Origin of the sequence: uncultured Roseovarius sp., from assembly GCF_963972555.1 — a bacterium.
In the GTDB taxonomy this organism is placed as follows: domain Bacteria; phylum Pseudomonadota; class Alphaproteobacteria; order Rhodobacterales; family Rhodobacteraceae; genus Roseovarius; species Roseovarius mucosus.
Genome location: NZ_CAXAUM010000004.1, coordinates 40,430 through 57,233 on the forward strand (window position 1 = coordinate 40,430; position 16,804 = coordinate 57,233).

Sequence of the window (16,804 nt, forward strand, 5' to 3'; positions counted from 1 at the left end):
ATTCAAAGTCCCCCCAGACCAATCAAAAACTCGCATCCGCGCATACATTCTCACACTCCAATACGTTCCAAATATGTTGAAAATCAATCATAAACTCGGTTTCAATCGAGTTTCTGGCAGCATCGGAAACAATGTCAGGTCGCGGATGTGGATTGTTGTTGAAGGCTTTCCAAACAGAAACCCCGGCCTTTTAGCCGGGGTTGGGGGCCGTGTGTTTGAGAGCTTAGCGCTTCTCGATGTCCACGTAATCGCGCAGCGTCGCCCCTTTGTAGAGCTGGCGAGGACGGCCGATCTTGAGCTGCGGATCGGCAATCATTTCCTTCCACTGGGAAATCCAGCCGATGGTGCGGCTGACCGCGAAGATCGGCGTGAACATCGAGGTTGGAAAGCCCATCGCCTCGAGGATAATGCCCGAGTAGAAATCGACATTCGGGAAGAGCTTCTTATCCGCAAAGTAGGGATCAGCCAGCGCCTGACGCTCCAGTTCCTTGGCAACCTGAAGCGTCGGGTTGTTCTCGACGCCCAAGAGTTCCAGAACCTCATCGGCGGATTGCTTCATCACCTTGGCGCGCGGATCGAAGTTCTTGTAGACCCGGTGGCCAAAGCCCATCAGGCGGAAGGGATCGTCCTTGTCCTTGGCGCGGGCGATATATTCCGGGATACGATCCGGCGTACCGATTTCCTGCAACATCTCGAGGCAGGCCTGATTGGCGCCGCCATGTGCCGGACCCCAGAGACAGGCGATGCCCGCCGCGACGCAGGCAAACGGATTGGCACCAGATGACGAGGCCAGACGCACGGTCGAGGTCGAGGCATTCTGCTCGTGATCGGCATGGAGCGTGAAAATACGGTCCATCGCCCGGCTGAGGATCGGGTTGACGACGTAATTCTCGGCGGGCACGGCAAAGCACATGCGCAGGAAGTTCGACGCATAGTCGAGGTCATTGCGCGGATATTCGAACGGCTGGCCGATGGTGTATTTGAACGCCATCGCCGCAATGGTCGGCATCTTGGCGATAAGGCGGATCGAGGCGACTTCGCGCTGCCAGGGATCGGCAATGTCGGTGCTGTCGTGATAGAACGCGCTGAGCGCGCCCACGACGCCCACCATGATCGCCATCGGATGCGCATCCCGGCGGAAGCCACGGAACAGGAAATGCATCTGTTCGTGGATCATGGTGTGATTGGTCACGCGGCTCTCGAAATCCTCGAGCTGCGCGGGGCTGGGCAACTCGCCGTAGAGCAGCAGGTAGCACACTTCGAGATAGTGCGATTTCTCGGCCAACTGGTCGATCGGATAGCCGCGATGCAGCAACTCGCCCTTGTCACCGTCGATAAAGGTGATGGTGCTGTCACAGCTTGCCGTTGACGTATAGCCGGGATCGTAGGTGAAGACGCCCGCGTCGGCATAGAGCTTGCGGATGTCGATCACATCCGGGCCCGCCGTGGGCGAGTGCATCGGCAACTCATAGGTCTTGCCGTCGATTTCCAGCTTTGCCACTCTTTTGACTTCTGACATCAGGGGTCCTCCCTCTCAGCGCCCGCTTGCGCCATGCGCGCATCGAGCTGAATAAACGTAGTGCCATGCCAAGGGATCATTCCCCCCCACAGGCCGCATCGGTCAACCGGGCGATGGTTTCGTCCCGCCCTAGGACCAGCATCATGTCGAACACACTGGGTGTCGCACTGCGGCCCGCCAGTGCCGCCCGGAGGGGGCCTGCCAGCTTGCCGAATTTCGTTCCATGGTCTTCGGCGAATTGGGTCGCCAGACCCTCGATAGCCTCACGCGTCCACGTAGCAGTTTGCAAGTGCGGCGTCAATTCTTTCAGTATACCACGGGATACTGTATCGAGATGCCCCGCAGCCTTCTCCTCGATCTGGATTGGCCGCGTCGCAAGGATAAATGCCGCTTTATCAAGGAGTTCGGGAAAGGTCTTGGCCCGTTCCTTGAGACAGTACATGCCGCGCGCAAAGAGCGTCAATTTCGCGTCATCCAAGGCTGGCTGCCCTGTTGCGGCCAGAAATCCCTGCAATTCATGCAGCAGCGCAGCATCGTCGGCCGCGGCGATATGCTGACCGCAGAGATTCTCGAGTTTCTTGAAGTCCAGACGCGCCGGGGATTTGCCGATTCCCTTGAGGTCAAACCAAGCCTGCGCCTGCGCATCGTCGAAGAATTCGGCATCGCCATGGCTCCAGCCGAGGCGCGCCAGATAGTTGCGTATCCCCGCCGCCGGATAGCCCATCTTCTGATATTCCTCGACGCCAAGTGCGCCATGGCGCTTGCTCAGCTTCTTGCCATCGGGGCCGTGAATGAGCGGGATATGGGCATAAACCGGCAGGGGCCAGCCCATCGCCTGATAGATCATCATCTGGCGCGCGGCGTTGTTGAGGTGATCGTCGCCCCGGATGACATGGGTGACACCCATGTCGTGATCGTCGACCGCCACCGCCAGCATATAGACCGGTGTGCCGTCGCCGCGCAGCAGGACCATATCGTCGAGCTGATCGTTGCGGATGGTGACATCGCCCTGCACCTCGTCGCGGATCACGGTCACACCGTCGCGGGGGGCCTTGATTCGGATGACATAGGGCACACCCTCGGGGTGTTTATCGGGCGTCGCGTCGCGCCAGGGGCTTTGGAAAAGGGTCGATCGGCCCTCGGCGCGCGCGGCCTCGCGGAAGGTTTCGATCTCGTCCTGCGTGGCAAAGCATTTATAGGCCATGCCCTCGGCCAGCAATTTGCGTGCCACCTCGGCGTGGCGGTCGGCGCGCTCGAACTGGCTGATCGCCTCGCCATCGTGGTCAAGGCCAAGCCAGGCCAACCCATCCAGAATCGCTTGGGTCGCTTCTGGGGTCGAGCGCGCCCGGTCGGTATCCTCGATCCGCAGCAGGAACTTGCCGCCGCGACCACGGGCATAAAGCCAGTTGAACAGCGCTGTACGCGCCCCCCCGATGTGCAAATAGCCGGTGGGCGAAGGGGCAAAGCGGGTCACGACCTGTTGCGACATGGGGAGAATTAACCTTTCGGTAACGATGATGCGGCTAGCGTTGGCGACTGTCTATCGGCCCGTCATGAGGGAAACAAGCCTTGGGCATCTGGCACCCGATCTGGCCCCGGATTGAGGCGGTCTGGCTGGCGCAGCGCGGCGCGCTTTTCCCGTGGGTGCCGGTTGGCATGGCCTGTGGCGTGGGGGCCTATTTCGCCCTGTTGCGCGAACCTTCGGTGATGGCCCTGTGGGGCTGTGGCGGCGGGGCGCTTGTGTTGGCGCTGTTGGCCGCACAAGGGCGGGAATGGTCGGGGCCACTGCTCTGGGCGGTGGCGCTGATGCTGGCGGGCTTTGCCCTCGCGGGTCTGCGCGCGCATCTGGTGGCGGGGCCGGTTCTGGGCTGGCGCTACTACGGCCCGGTGGAGGGGCGGATCGTGGGGATCGACCGCTCTGCTTCGGACGCGCTGCGCCTGACGCTCGACCGCGTGGTGCTGGAACGCACCGATCCCGCGCGCACGCCCCACCGGGTGCGTGTCTCGCTTCATGGCGATCAGGGCCATTTCACACCCCGCGCCGGAGAGCGGGTGATCCTGACGGCGCATCTGGGCCCGGCGGGTGGTCCGGTCGAACCGGAGGGCTTTGATTTCCAGCGACATGCGTGGTTTCTGAGGCTTGGCGCGGTGGGTTATACCCGCACGCCGGTTCTGCGGCTGGACGCGGGGGCGGGGGGCCAAGCACTCTTTCGGGCGCGCATGGCTCTGTCGCAGCATGTGCAGAGCCGCCTGCCGGGGCAAACGGGTGCTTTTGCCGCTGCGATCATGACCGGCGACCGGGCTGGTCTCAGCCTATCGACACTGGAAGCAATGCGCATTTCCAACCTTGCACATCTCTTGGCCATTTCAGGGCTCCACATGGGGCTATTGGCCGGGTTTGTCTTTGCCGCCTTTCGTTTGGGCTTTGCCGCCGTGCCGCGCCTGGGGCTGCGCCTGCCGACCAAGAAGCTTTCGGCCTTTCTCGCGCTTCTGGCCGGGGCCGGGTACTTGGGTTTGTCGGGGGGGAATGTCGCGACCGAGCGCGCCTTTGTCATGGTCGCGGTGATGCTGGGCGCGGTGATGTTGGAGCGGCGCGCATTTAGCCTGCGGGCGGTTGCGGTGGCGGCGATTATTGTACTGGCCCTTCAGCCCGAGGCGCTGCTTGGTCCGGGCTTTCAGATGTCCTTTGCCGCGACAGTGGGATTGGTTGCCGTGTTCGGCTGGGTGCGCGATGCGGGGTGGGCTCTTGGTCCCCGCTGGCTGCGCCCGGTGTTGGCCGTGGTGATTTCGTCCGCCGTGGCAGGGGCCGCGACAGCGCCGGTCGCTGCGGCACATTTCAACCAATACGCGCAATTCGGCCTCTTGGCCAATCTGGTGAGTGTGCCATTGATGGGGGTACTGGTGATGCCAGCGGCGGTTTTGGCCACGCTTTTGTTGCCGCTTGGCCTCGACTGGATCGCGCTGCGCGTGATGGAGCTTGGCTTGCGCTGGATACTTGGCGTGGCGGAATGGGTGGCCGCACTGGACGGCGCGCGCGTGCCCGTGATGGCCCCCGGTCCCCATGTGCTGCCGCTTCTGGCACTCGGGGCGCTCTTTATCGTGCTTTGGCAGGGGTGGACGCGGATATTGGGGGCCGTGCCGGTGGTCGTCGGCGTTTTTCTCTGGGGCGCAGCAGAGCGCCCGGTGATGATCGTTTCCGACACGTCTGGCCTGATCGGCATCATGACCGAGGCGGGGCGCGCGCTCAACAAGGTGTCGGGCGGCGGGTTCGTGGCTCAGAACTGGTTGGAGAATGACGGCGACGCGGCAACGCGCGAGGCGGCTTTTGAGCGATGGTCCGAGGACCTTGCCTTGGCCAACGATGTTCGGATCTTGGCAGGCAAGGATGCAGCCGCCAAGCCGATCCTGTGCGAGGGGGCCAAGCTGATCCTAATAAGCGCGACACCGGAGCCACGCCCAGAGAGTGCGCTGACCCAAAACCGTGACTGCCAGATCGTAACACCCGATACACTACGCGTGACAGGATCGCTCGCGCTCTACGCAGATGGATCGGATTTGCGCCTTGTAACCGCGCGCGACTTGAGCGGCGCGCGGCTCTGGAATTCTCAGTAGCTGCGGATCAGACCAACCAACCGTCCCTGAACCCGGACCTGATCGTCAGGAAAGAGCCGGGTTTCATAGGCGGGATTAGCCGCCTCAAGCGCGATGGCATTGCCCCGGCGGTAAAAGCGTTTGAGCGTCGCCTCCTGATCCTCGATCAAGGCCACGACAATGTCCCCGTTATCCGCAACCGATGTCTCGCGGATGATCACCACATCGCCATCGTTGATCCCCGCCTCGATCATCGAGTCGCCGCGCACCTCCAGCGCATAGTGATTGGCTGTGCCTCGGACCATACCGCTGGGCACCGAGACATTGTGCTGCACTTGGGCAATCGCCTCGATCGGCACACCGGCGGCGATACGGCCCATAAGCGGCACCTCGAAGGCATGAGCCACCTCGACCGGTTGGGCATTGGCGGGGCGGGGGGCATCGGGGCGGTCGCCGTCGATCACGCGGGGGGTAAAGCTGTGCCGCGCCTCGCCGCCCAGGCTCTCGGGCAGGCGCACGATTTCCAGCGCGCGCGCGCGATGCGCCAGACGGCGGATGAACCCGCGTTCTTCCAACGCCGTGATCAGCCGGTGGATGCCGGATTTCGACCGCAGATCAAGCGCCTCTTTCATCTCGTCAAAGCTGGGCGGCACCCCATCGCGCTGCACACGCTTTTGGATGAACTCCAGCAAATCGAGTTGTTTCTTGGTCAGCATGGGCCGGGTCCTCTCGCGGGTCATTTGGTTTTGTTCTACACATGTTCCCGTTTTGTGTCAATCGCTGCGACCCTCTCATGCGCGTCTCAGGGTCGCTCTGCCATTGCATCACAGGGGCGGGGGGGGTATGCGCTGCGCAACCGTATGACCCTGTGACAGCAAAGGGGGGCCAGATGATTCCGACACCCTATTACCTGATCGACGAAGAGCGCCTCTTACAGAACATGCGCAAGATCGAGCGCCTGCGCGCGCTGTCTGGGGCCAAGGCGCTTTTGGCGCTGAAATGCTTTGCCACATGGTCGGCCTTTCCAAAGATGCAGCCTTACATGGATGGCACCACCTCATCTTCGCTCTTCGAGTTGCGGTTGGGGCGCGAGAAGTTCGGCAAGGAGACGCACGCCTATTCGGTCGCCTGGTCGGACGCCGAGATCGACGAGGCGGTGTCCTACGCCGATAAGATCATTTTCAACACCGTCGGGCAGTTGCAGCGCTATGACAGCCAATCGGCAGGAATTGAACGCGGTCTGCGCCTCAACCCGCGGTTTTCAACGTCGAGTTTCGATCTGGCCGATCCTGCGCGACCCTTTTCGCGGTTGGGCGAATGGGAAGTGGACAAGATTCTTGGCGTGATCGACCAGATTTCCGGCGTAATGATCCACTATAACTGCGAAAACAGTGATTTTGACCTCTTTGACCGCCAGTTGACCCGGATCGAGGACGAGTTTGGGCCGGTTTTGGAGCGTCTGGAGTGGGTCTCGCTTGGGGGGGGCATCCATTTCACCGGGAACGATTACCCACTGGAGGAGTTAGCGGCGCGGCTCAAGGAGTTTGCCGAGAAGTTCGAGGTGCAGGTCTATCTGGAACCGGGCGAGGCGGCGATAACCCAATCGACCACGCTTGAGGTTACGGTGCTCGACATTCTCGACAATGGCAAGGAATTGGCCATCGTCGATTCCAGCACCGAGGCGCATATGCTTGACCTCTTGATCTACCGCGAGAGTGCGAAGTTGCCGCAAGAGGGCAGTCATGCCTATCAAATCTGCGGCAAATCCTGCCTTGCGGGCGATATTTTCGGCGAAGCGCGCTTGGCTGCACCGCTCGCTGTCGGCGACCGTATTTCGATCGGCGATGCTGCCGGTTACACGATGGTCAAGAAAAACTGGTTCAATGGCGTCAACATGCCCGCTATTGCCATCCGACGCTCTGATGGCACGGTCGATCTGATCCGCAGTTTTACCTTCGAGGACTATGCCGCCTCGCTCTCATGAGGACCACCCACACTCTTTCCCGGGGCTGATCGCCCTCCTTCCCCTGTCCTGCAAGAAAAGGAGACAGCAGAAGTGAAACGTAACGTGCTCATCATCGGTGCCGGAGGCGTGGCGCAGGTCGTCGCCCATAAATGCGCCCAGAACAACGATATTCTGGGCGATCTGCACATCGCCTCGCGCACGCAGGCGAAATGCGACGCGATCATCGCCTCGGTTCACGACAAATCGGCGATGAAGGTGCCGGGCACCTTTGCCAGCCATGCGATTGATGCCATGGACAGCGCCGCCGTGGCCGCGCTTATCCGCGAGACGGGCGCGCAGATTGTCATCAACGTCGGCTCGCCCTTCGTGAACATGTCGGTTCTGGACGCCTGTAGCGAGACGGGCGCCGCCTATATCGACACCGCCATTCACGAAGACCCCGCCAAGATTTGCGAAACGCCGCCCTGGTATGGCAATTACGAATGGAAGAAGCGCGATCTTTGCGCGCAAAACGGCGTGACCGCCATTTTGGGGATCGGCTTTGATCCCGGCGTCGTCAACGCCTTTGCCCGTTTTGCCGCTGACGAATACATGGACAAGGTGACGTCCATCGACATCGTGGACATCAACGCAGGCTCGCATGGCCGGTACTTCGCGACCAATTTCGACCCCGAGATCAACTTCCGTGAATTCACCGGCACGGTTTATTCATGGCAGAACGGGGATTGGCAAGAGAACAAGATGTTCGAGGTGGGTCGCGATTGGGACCTGCCGGTGGTTGGCACCTGCCGCGCCTATCTCTCGGGCCATGACGAGGTACATTCGCTTGCGGCCAATTACCCGGATGCCGATGTGCGGTTCTGGATGGGCTTTGGCGAGCATTACATCAACGTCTTTACGGTCCTCAAGAACCTAGGCCTTTTGTCGGAGCATCCCGTAACAACCGCTGAGGGGCTGGAAGTGGTGCCGCTCAAGGTGGTCAAGGCGGTGCTGCCTGATCCGGCATCGCTGGCGCCGAACTACACCGGCAAAACCTGTATCGGTGATCTGGTCAAGGGCACCAAGAATGGCGCGCCCGTCGAGGTGTTTGTCTACAACGTGGCCGATCACAAAGAGGCCTTTGAAGAGGTTGGCAGCCAGGGGATTTCCTACACCGCTGGCGTGCCACCTGTCGCCGCCGCGATCCTTATCGCCCAAGGGGATTGGGATGTGGGCGCGATGCGCAATGTCGAAGAACTTGACCCCAAGCCCTATTTCCCGGTGCTGGATCGTCTGGGCCTGCCAACGCGGGTTCAGATCGACGGCGTCGACAAGGCTTGGAACGAATAGTCTGAATCCTTGGGGCAGGTGGGTTTCCCGACCTGCCCCAAGGCTTTGCTTAGGCGCTTTCCTTATGGGCAAAGCGCGCGTCAAGATCGTCGCCCGAAGAGCCCAGATCGAATTCGAAACCGCCCTCCGATTTCGCGGGTTTCGACGATTGCGGCTTGGTAGATGCCTTGCCTCGCTTGAGCGGAACCACCGAACTTGTTGAAGAACTGCGGGTTTCTCGCCGAAGCTCGACGGCAGGTTGATCCGCTACCTTGAAGAAGCCCACCGCGACGGTCAGCTCATCGGCGAGGCTGGCAAGCTCGGTCGCGCTGCTGGACAGTTCCTCTGAGGCGGCGTTGTTGGTCTGGGTCACAAGGTCAAGCTGCTGGATGGAAAGGGCAATCTGCGACGAGCCGCTCGAAAGCTCGCGCGAGGCATCGCTGATTTCCGTCACCAGACCCGAGGTGCGTTCGATATTGGGCACCAGCTCCGCCAACATCGTCCCGGCCCCGACGGCGGTGCTCACCGTGGTGGCGGACAGCGACGAAATTTCGGCGGCGGCGGTCTGGCTGCGTTCGGCCAGTTTGCGCACCTCTGCGGCGACCACGGCAAAGCCGCGCCCATGCTCGCCCGCGCGTGCGGCCTCGACGGCGGCATTCAGCGCCAGAAGATCGGTCTGCCGCGCGATTTCCTGAACGATCATGATGCGGTCCGCAATCGTCTGCATCGCGGTTACGGCATCGGCCACGGCGCGCCCACTCGTGCGAGCATCCTCGGCGGATTTGGTTGCGATACCCTCGGTGATCTGTGAGTTTTCGGCGCTCTGCTTGATATTCGCAGTCATCTGTTCGACAGCGGACGAGGCTTCTTCCGTCGCCGCCGCCTGATCGGAGGCACCGCGCGCCAACTCTTCCGAGGTTTCCGCCAGTTGCGCCGCACCAGAGGACACGTTGCGCACCGAATTGGTCACGTCGGCCACGATATCGCGCAGACGCAGAACCATGTCGTTGATCGACGCCTGCAAGGTCGACACCTCGTCACGGCCACGCACGTCGAGCGTGTGACGCAGGTCGCCTTGGGAAATGCCGTGCGCCAGTTCTGCGGCCTGTGCCACCCGCCGCGCGATGGAGAGCGTGATCACGGTCGCCGCGGCAAGACCCACAAGCAAGGAGAGGATCAGCATCAGCACCAGGTTGAACTTGGCTGTTTCATAGGCGACGGTTGCCTCTGCGGCGCGCTGACTGAGGTTGCCGACGATGGTCTCGCGCATATTCTGAAGCGAGGCTCGAATGTCGACCCCCATGTCCATCAGGTCTTTATGAAAAAGAGTATTGGCCGCGTCGCCATTCCCGGCGGCCTCCAACGCGATCACGCGGGTGTTCATCGCAAAGGCGCGTTTGTGCAACTCTTCAAAAGCATTCAACTCGGCCACCAGCTCGGGGTTTTTCGCCATGGCACCCAATTCGATGATCTTGTCATCGACGATAGAGGCTTGGGCTATGACGCCTGCCTTGATCTTGTCGAGGTGGTCAGCCGGCGCATCGGGCAGGCCGATCAGGAAAGCGGCGACACCGGTCAAGACCTGCAATTTTGCCTCGAACATTTCATTGATCACGCCCAGTTCGGTGACTTCCAGGCGCATGATGTCCTGAAGCTCCTGATCGGCGGCTCTGAGGTCGCGCAGCGCCATGACGACAGAGGCGCCGAACAAGGCAAAGATAAAGATAAAGGTTCCGGCCAGCTTGGCTTTGATACTCAGTCTCATGGTTGGTCCTTTGGTCAAGTTGCGTCACAAGTTGTTGTGGACGCGAAAAAATTAAAAAGCGTGAGAACACCGAAACCGGACAAAACAGGCGACACACCGGGGGCTCTCCGATCGCTCGGCGCTGGTGCTACGGCACGTTTTTGTCCCTTGCTCGGCTCTTTCACGGTCCGTCACGGGTGATCATCCTTGGCTGGGATGGCATGATGCGCTCCTCAAAGGTTTGAACGGCGGGTGAGCGCGGGGGGTTAACTATCCTCATGGGTAGTTGGGGCGCCGAGAAGCGGTGAAAATGACGAAACAGCGCTGATTTGACCCGAAGTTGCAGGCATAGGGGCCGTAACCGGCGCGGGTGTAGCGCTATAGATAGCGCCGCCAACTTTTACACCCAGTTGTGATCTTTCGAAGGTCAAACTGGCCTTTGGCGTTTGTAAACAATGCCAAGGCGCAACCGTTGATCGCGATGACACCTGTTGTAGCTGACATATTTGAAAAGGTCATAAAGTGGGCCTTTTCAGATCTGTCCCCAAGTACGGACCACAGACCTCATGACCAAGAAACTTCCTCTGACCGGGGATTTGAAGATCGCCTCGGCAGACGATCTTGCCCAGCAATTGAACACCGCCCTGACCAACGGTGACGTCACCCTTTGCACCAAGAAACTCGTCAGTATCGATGCCGCCAGCCTTCAGGTTCTGTTGTCGGCCTTCAAGACGGCGCAGGGCCTTGCGCATCGGTTTGCCGTCGACATGCCCTCGGGGAGCGTTCTGGAAACCGCGCTCGATCGGATCGCGCTCTTGCCGCTGGCGGTGGTCGAGAATGGCGTTCTCGTCGGGATCAATAGCGTTCAGACTAGGCAGGTGGCAGCATGAAAACGGTTCTCGCGGTCGACGATTCTCCGTCCATTCGGCAAATGGTCGGCCTGACCCTGCGCGGGGCAGGCTATAATGTCATTGAGGCCGTTGATGGGCGCGATGCCCTGGAAAAGGCCACCACACTCAAGATCGACGCGGTTCTGACCGATCAGAACATGCCGAATTTGGATGGTCTGGGCTTTATCCGCGCCTTTCGCGCCCATCCCAGCAGTCAGGGTATTCCGGTCGTCTTTCTGTCCACCGACTCGGCGGATGCGCTCAAGCAAGAGGCCCGTTCGGTCGGTGCCCTTGGCTGGATGGTCAAGCCGTTTTCACAGGCGCAACTTCTCAGCGTCATTCAGAAGGTTCTGGGATGATGGATAATGACATTTCTGCGGTCTTTCTCGAAGAGGCCAGTGAACTTCTTGAAAGCCTCGAGCAAGGCCTGCTGAAGCTGCAAGCAGACCCGAACAATATGGATCTGATAAATGCGGCCTTTCGGGACCTGCATACAATAAAGGGGTCCGGTGCGATGTTCGGATTCACAGACTTGGCGGCGTTCATTCACAAATTTGAAACCGCGTTTGAAAAAATCCGTTCTGGGGAAATCAAGGTCAGCGCCTCTTTGATCCGCGTGGCGCTGCGCGCCGCCGACGAAATCAAGGGCTATCTGGCCGGAGAAGCCGCCATGACCCCCGCACGACAGGCCATCCTTGATGACCTCGCGCAGGCCGTCAGCCCCGGCAACGACACCGTCGAGCCGCATGTCGAGGCACCTGCCGAGCAGGGTTGGCGGTTGGATTTCCGACTTGCCACAGACGCTTTGGCGCTCGGCGCGCGACCTGAGGTGCTCTTGGACGAGTTGCGCGGCCTGGGGGCCACCAATCTTGTGGCGGACATCAGCCGGATTCCGGCTCTTGAAGGGATCGAGGCGCAGGCCTGTTTGCTGGGGTGGTCCATGGATCTGCCCGCCTCTGCGCGTGAGGACGACATCAACAGCGTCTTCATGTTCCATGAGGGCAATATGGAGTTGAACCTCGTCAACCTTGCGGCCCCCGCGCCGGATGTCACCGCGAGCGCGGTGCCTGCCGAGGTCGTGGTCACCGGCCCCCAAGCCGCCCAGCAAAGTGCGACGATGCGCGTGCCGGCCGAGCGTCTGGACGAGTTGATGGATCAGGTGGGCGAGTTGGTCATCGCCGAGGCCCGCCTCAGCGCCTTGGCCAACAGCAGCAAAGATCCCTCCATCATGGCTGCCGCAGAGGATATTCAACGCCTCTCTGCCCGGATGCGTGACACCACCATGAGCATCCGCATGGTGCCCATCAGCTCGATCATCGGCCGGTTCCGCCGCCTTGTGCATGACCTCTCCGAAGGCTTGGGAAAAACCGTCGATTTTGTCGTCACCGGGGCGGATACCGAGCTCGATAAAACCGTGATCGAACGGCTGGGCGATCCGCTGGTGCATATCATCCGCAACGCGATTGATCACGGGCTAGAGACCGATGAGGCGCGCGCTGCCGCAGGCAAGCCGGATCGCGGCACCATCGAGCTCAGCGCCGAGCATCTGGGGGCCGAGGTGGTGATCTCGGTCAAGGATAACGGTCGCGGTCTGGATCGCAACAAACTGCGCGCGCGCGCTATTGACCAAGGGCTGCTGACGCCAGACGCCACGCCGTCCGAGGCCGAGCTTTTCGCGCTCATCCTCGAGCCGGGATTCTCGACCGCTGCCAAGGTCACAGAGCTGTCGGGGCGCGGCGTTGGCATGGACGTGGTCAAGCGTACGGTCGAGGGCCTGAGAGGCCGGATCGTGATCTCTTCCGAACCGGGCCACGGCACAACCTTCACCCTGCGCCTGCCGCTCACGCTGTCGATCATCGAAGGCCTTCTCGTAGATGTGGGGGGCGATCACTACATTATTCCGATGGCCGCGGTGCAAGAAATTGTGGAATTGCCTGCCTGCGATACGGCAGACGATACGGCCTCGAGCTTTCTGCAGATCCGCGACTCTCTGGTGCCGTTCCTGCGGCTCAGAACGCTTCTGGACTGCGCCGAGGAACGCAACACGCTTCAGAATGTGATCGTTGTCTCCGCCTCCAGCATGCGCGTCGGGCTGGTGGTGGATCGCATCCTGGGCACCAATCAGACGGTCGTCAAACAGATGTCGCGCCTGCACGCCGGCGTCAAATCCATCTCTGGGGCCACCATCCTTGGGGATGGCTCGGTCGCCCTCGTGCTCGAAGTCGGCAATCTTGTCGAGCTTGCCCGGACTGACCTTAGAAAAATCGAGAAAGCAGCATGACCAAAGACCTCAACGGATCGGGCAAGACCCTCACGGTGGTTGCCCTGCGCCTTGGTGAACGGATTTTCGCCATTGAAACCAGCGCGGTTCTGGAAATCCTCTCGCCCATCCCCGTGACCAGCGTCCCCCATGGCGGCGCCTTTGCGCAAGGCGTCATCAATGTGCGCGGCGGGGTTGTTCCACTGGCTGATCTGCGTGTGATCTTCAGCATTCCCAAGCGGCCAGTCGATCAGGACACACGTATTCTGGTTCTGCAAATCCCGATCGAGAATGAGCAGATCACCGTGGGCATCACAGCCGACGAGGTGCGCGAGGTGATAACCATTGATTGCGATCGTATTGAACCCTTACCGCCCACCGGCACGATCTGGCCCGCCGATTACGTGCGGGGCCTCATACAGGGCCCCGAGGGCATCACCATTCTGCCCGACCTCAACAACATCTTTGCCGCGCATATCGCAACAGCTAACGCTCTTTGATTAAGGGAAATCATATCATGAGACTGACCATAAAAGCGAAGCTGGTCGCAACATTTCTCTTGGTTTTGGGGCTGACTGGATTTGCCATGTTCCTTGCTCTCAAGGATTTGGCGGAGTTCAACCGCAACCTGGACATTATCTCGAACGAGGCGGGGGAGCGGGTGCATTTGTCGGAAAGCCTGATCTCGGCGCAAACCCGATTTCAACGCGATACCCTTAGTTATCTCCTTGCCGAGAACTTTGCGACCAAGCGCGAGGTCAAGGCAAGTATCGAAGAAAATCTGAACGGCAAAAAGGCCTTGTTTGATCGCCTCGCGTCCATCGCCAGTGCAGAAGCACAGCCTCTCTTGGAGGAATATAGTCGGATTGAGCAAGAGCTTATGGCTGTCAATGCCAAGGCCATGTCTATGAAAGATATGCGGCAACAGCGTCAGGCGTTTCGTTACCTTCAGGCCGAAGGAAAGGAGGCGGCGCTCGCGATGCGTGAGATATTGCGTCGGATCGTCGAGCTCAACGAGGCCACGATGACCAAAATGATCGCGGAGTCCGCTGCACAATACGCCAGCTCACGCAATGTGCTTCTGGTTCTGATGTCGGCGGCCATCGTGATCGGTGTCACTGCTGCCTCTTGGGTCACGTTCTCGATCTCCAAGGGTCTGGGCAGAGCCATCGCCATCACCGGGCGGGTCGCCGCAGGCGATCTGACGCGAACTGCTACCATCCGCAGCAATGACGAAATCAGCGATCTTTTACAGTCGGTCAATGCGATGGTCCTCAAGTTGCGAGACGTCGTGGGGGATGTGTCATCGGCCATCCGCAATGTGGCCTCGGGCAGTCAGCAAATGGCCGCCACATCCGAGGAATTGTCGCAAGGGGCCACCGAGCAGGCGTCGTCCACCGAAGAGGCGTCGGCCTCGATGGAACAGATGTCCGCCAATATCAAGCAAAGCGCCGAGAACGCCGCCGAGACCGAGCGTATGGCCATCAAATCAGCAAAAGATGCCCGTGAGAGCGGCAAGGCCGTTGCCGAAGCAGTGACCTCGATGCAGGAAATCGCCAGCCGGATCATGGTGGTGCAGGAAATCGCGCGTCAGACCGACCTTCTGGCGCTCAACGCGGCGGTCGAGGCCGCGCGCGCGGGCGAACATGGGCGCGGTTTCGCGGTTGTCGCGGCAGAGGTGCGTAAACTGGCCGAACGCAGCCAGACGGCGGCGGCAGAGATCTCTGCCTTGTCGGCCACCACGGCTCGGACGGCAGAAAACGCAGGGGCAATGCTCCAGGGTCTTGTGCCCGACATCGAACGCACATCGGCCCTCGTCACCGAAATCTCGACGGCTTCGCAGGAACTGTCGTCCGGTGCCACGCAAGTCAATCTGGCGATTCAGCAACTCGATAAGGTCACGCAAGAGAACACTTCGGCGGCCGAAGAACTTTCGGCCACAGCCGAGGAACTCTCGAGCCAATCCGAGCAGTTGCAGGATGCGGTGTCCTATTTTGTCCTGTCAAACGACGCCGTCGCGCAGCCGCAGGAGAAATCCAGCCCGGCCCGCGCAGCCAAAGCTACTCTTTTCAGAACCACACGGAACCCCGGTGGCTTTTCTTTCAATCCCGGTGCGAACAAGGATGATCTCGATCATGGTTTTGCATCGCGCGACGCAGCGTGAGGATAGAACCATGAACGAGAATACCCAAGTCGTCACCTTTCAATCGAGCGGCTCGCTCTTCGCTGTTCCCGTGAACCGGGTACAGCAGATCCTGGATACTCAGCCGATTGCAGCGCTGCCCAACAGCCCTGCAGAGCTTCTGGGGCTCATTGACGTGCGCGGCGAGAGCATCGCTGTCACCGACCTCTCCGAGCTTTTGTCGCGTGGGCCGACCAAAGACACCTCCGAGACCCGCATTCTCATCCTGAGCCTGATGAACGGCCAGCAGAGGTCAACCGTAGGTCTGAAAACCGAACGCGTGATCGAGGTGACGGAACTTGACGAGGGCGCGATCAAATCCCCCGCCGACGCAGGAATCACCACATGGGATGAAAGTGTGCTGACCGGTATTGGTCGTCGCAACGGAGATTTCGTCTGTATTCTCGACCTCGAAAAGCTGTTTGGCGAGGGGGCGCGGCGCAAGACGACTGAATTCGCATCTCAACGCGCCACCGAAACTTCAGAAGGGTTCGCCCTGACATGAGCCTGTCTCGCGCCAAATCCTATCACGACCACTTTGCAGAGGTGATTTCCCGCGAAACCGGGATCAAATTGCCCTCTGGCAAGAAGGTGATGATCGAAAGCCGCCTGCGCCGCCGGGTGCAGACCCTCGGCTTTAGCTCGATTGAAGACTATTACCGTCACCTCTTTGAGGACGGCGGATTTGGCGCGGAACGTGATGATGTCATTGATCTTATCACGACCAACAAAACCGATTTCTTCCGGGAACCGGCCCATTTCCGCTGTCTCATGAATGAAATGCTGCCACAGATTCTGCGGCGCAAGCAGCGGCTCAACAAACCTGTCGATGTTAAGTTCTGGAGTGCGGCCTGTTCGGATGGGTCCGAGGCCTATACGGCGGCAATGCTCATGGAAGAGGCCGTGCGCAACGGCGCAGAGTTTCAATACGCCATCCTTGGTACGGATATTTCCACCCGCATGGTCGATGCCGCCAAGCGCGCGATTTACGCGGCTGACGCCCTTGATCCGGTCCCGTCTGCCTTGCGCGCGCGGTATACCATGCCGGGGCGGTCCGAAGATATGCGCGGGATGGCACGGATCGTGCCAGCCCTGAGAAGCAAGGCAAACTTCACGTATCTCAACCTGATGGATGAAAGCTACCCGGTGGATCAGGATGTAGACATCATTTTCCTGCGCAACGTGCTCATCTACTTTGAGCCCGAGGATCAGGCCAATGTCATCGCGCGCCTTGCCCGTCACCTGGCACCAAAGGGGTATCTGGTGGTTGGACATTCCGAATCCATGACCGTGAAACAACCCAATCTCAAACAGCTTGCCACGGCTGTGTTCCAAAAAGAGTAG

14 protein-coding genes are annotated in these 16,804 nt (G+C 60.2%); 10 read left to right on the top strand and 4 right to left on the bottom strand.

From position 1 onward, the window contains the following. Positions 1-223: 223 nt before the first annotated feature. Positions 224-1,519, bottom strand: coding sequence for a citrate synthase (gltA, locus tag AACZ65_RS05050; protein WP_339668558.1), 1,296 nt, complete (start codon positions 1,517-1,519; stop codon positions 224-226). Positions 1,520-1,595: 76 nt separating this feature from the next. Next, positions 1,596-3,008, bottom strand: a complete 1,413-nt coding sequence (gene gltX, locus AACZ65_RS05055; RefSeq protein WP_339668560.1) for a glutamate--tRNA ligase — start codon at positions 3,006-3,008, stop codon at positions 1,596-1,598. Between the two features lie 80 nt (positions 3,009-3,088). Here gltX and AACZ65_RS05060 point away from each other — a divergent pair, with 80 nt between their 5' ends. Next, entirely contained in the window at positions 3,089-5,131 is a 2,043-nt protein-coding gene (locus AACZ65_RS05060) for a ComEC/Rec2 family competence protein (protein WP_339668562.1), read from the top strand. Here the strand turns inward: AACZ65_RS05060 and lexA are convergent. Then, positions 5,125-5,826, bottom strand: a complete 702-nt coding sequence (lexA, locus tag AACZ65_RS05065) for a transcriptional repressor LexA (protein ID WP_339668984.1) — start codon at positions 5,824-5,826, stop codon at positions 5,125-5,127. The two genes, AACZ65_RS05060 and lexA, sit on opposite strands and share 7 nt — an antisense overlap. Before the next feature lie 173 nt (positions 5,827-5,999). Between lexA and AACZ65_RS05070 the strand changes: the two genes are divergently transcribed. Further along, the gene (locus tag AACZ65_RS05070) at positions 6,000-7,094 is read left to right on the top strand and encodes a carboxynorspermidine decarboxylase (RefSeq protein ID WP_339668564.1); all 1,095 of its coding nucleotides are present in this window, start codon (positions 6,000-6,002) and stop codon (positions 7,092-7,094) included. A 72-nt stretch (positions 7,095-7,166) separates the two neighbouring features. Beyond that, on the top strand, positions 7,167-8,405 hold the full coding sequence (locus tag AACZ65_RS05075) for a saccharopine dehydrogenase family protein (protein ID WP_339668566.1): 1,239 nt from the start codon (positions 7,167-7,169) through the stop codon (positions 8,403-8,405). A 49-nt stretch (positions 8,406-8,454) separates the two neighbouring features. Here AACZ65_RS05075 and AACZ65_RS05080 read toward each other — a convergent pair whose 3' ends face one another. After that, entirely contained in the window at positions 8,455-10,149 is a 1,695-nt protein-coding gene (locus AACZ65_RS05080; RefSeq protein WP_339668568.1) for a methyl-accepting chemotaxis protein, read from the bottom strand. Between the two features lie 545 nt (positions 10,150-10,694). On the opposite strand from AACZ65_RS05080, the gene AACZ65_RS05085 reads away from it, so the two are divergent. From AACZ65_RS05085 to AACZ65_RS05115, 7 genes are read left to right on the top strand one after another with little or no spacing between them, the layout of a single operon-like run. Next, positions 10,695-11,018, top strand: a complete 324-nt coding sequence (locus tag AACZ65_RS05085; protein ID WP_037271166.1) for an STAS domain-containing protein — start codon at positions 10,695-10,697, stop codon at positions 11,016-11,018. Continuing rightward, positions 11,015-11,377, top strand: coding sequence for a response regulator (locus AACZ65_RS05090; protein ID WP_339668571.1), 363 nt, complete (start codon positions 11,015-11,017; stop codon positions 11,375-11,377). Before AACZ65_RS05085 ends, AACZ65_RS05090 begins: the two co-directional genes overlap by 4 nt. Next, on the top strand, positions 11,374-13,299 hold the full coding sequence (locus AACZ65_RS05095) for a chemotaxis protein CheA (RefSeq protein ID WP_339668573.1): 1,926 nt from the start codon (positions 11,374-11,376) through the stop codon (positions 13,297-13,299). Before AACZ65_RS05090 ends, AACZ65_RS05095 begins: the two co-directional genes overlap by 4 nt. After that, a complete protein-coding gene (locus AACZ65_RS05100) occupies positions 13,296-13,778 on the top strand; it encodes a chemotaxis protein CheW (RefSeq protein ID WP_339668575.1) in 483 nt (160 codons plus the stop codon). Before AACZ65_RS05095 ends, AACZ65_RS05100 begins: the two co-directional genes overlap by 4 nt. A gap of 17 nt (positions 13,779-13,795) precedes the next feature. After that, positions 13,796-15,442, top strand: a complete 1,647-nt coding sequence (locus AACZ65_RS05105) for a methyl-accepting chemotaxis protein (RefSeq protein WP_339668577.1) — start codon at positions 13,796-13,798, stop codon at positions 15,440-15,442. A 10-nt stretch (positions 15,443-15,452) separates the two neighbouring features. Continuing rightward, the gene (locus tag AACZ65_RS05110; RefSeq protein ID WP_075571717.1) at positions 15,453-15,965 is read left to right on the top strand and encodes a chemotaxis protein CheW; all 513 of its coding nucleotides are present in this window, start codon (positions 15,453-15,455) and stop codon (positions 15,963-15,965) included. Continuing rightward, on the top strand, positions 15,962-16,804 hold the full coding sequence (locus AACZ65_RS05115) for a CheR family methyltransferase (RefSeq protein ID WP_339668580.1): 843 nt from the start codon (positions 15,962-15,964) through the stop codon (positions 16,802-16,804). The genes AACZ65_RS05110 and AACZ65_RS05115 overlap by 4 nt, the downstream gene beginning before the upstream one ends.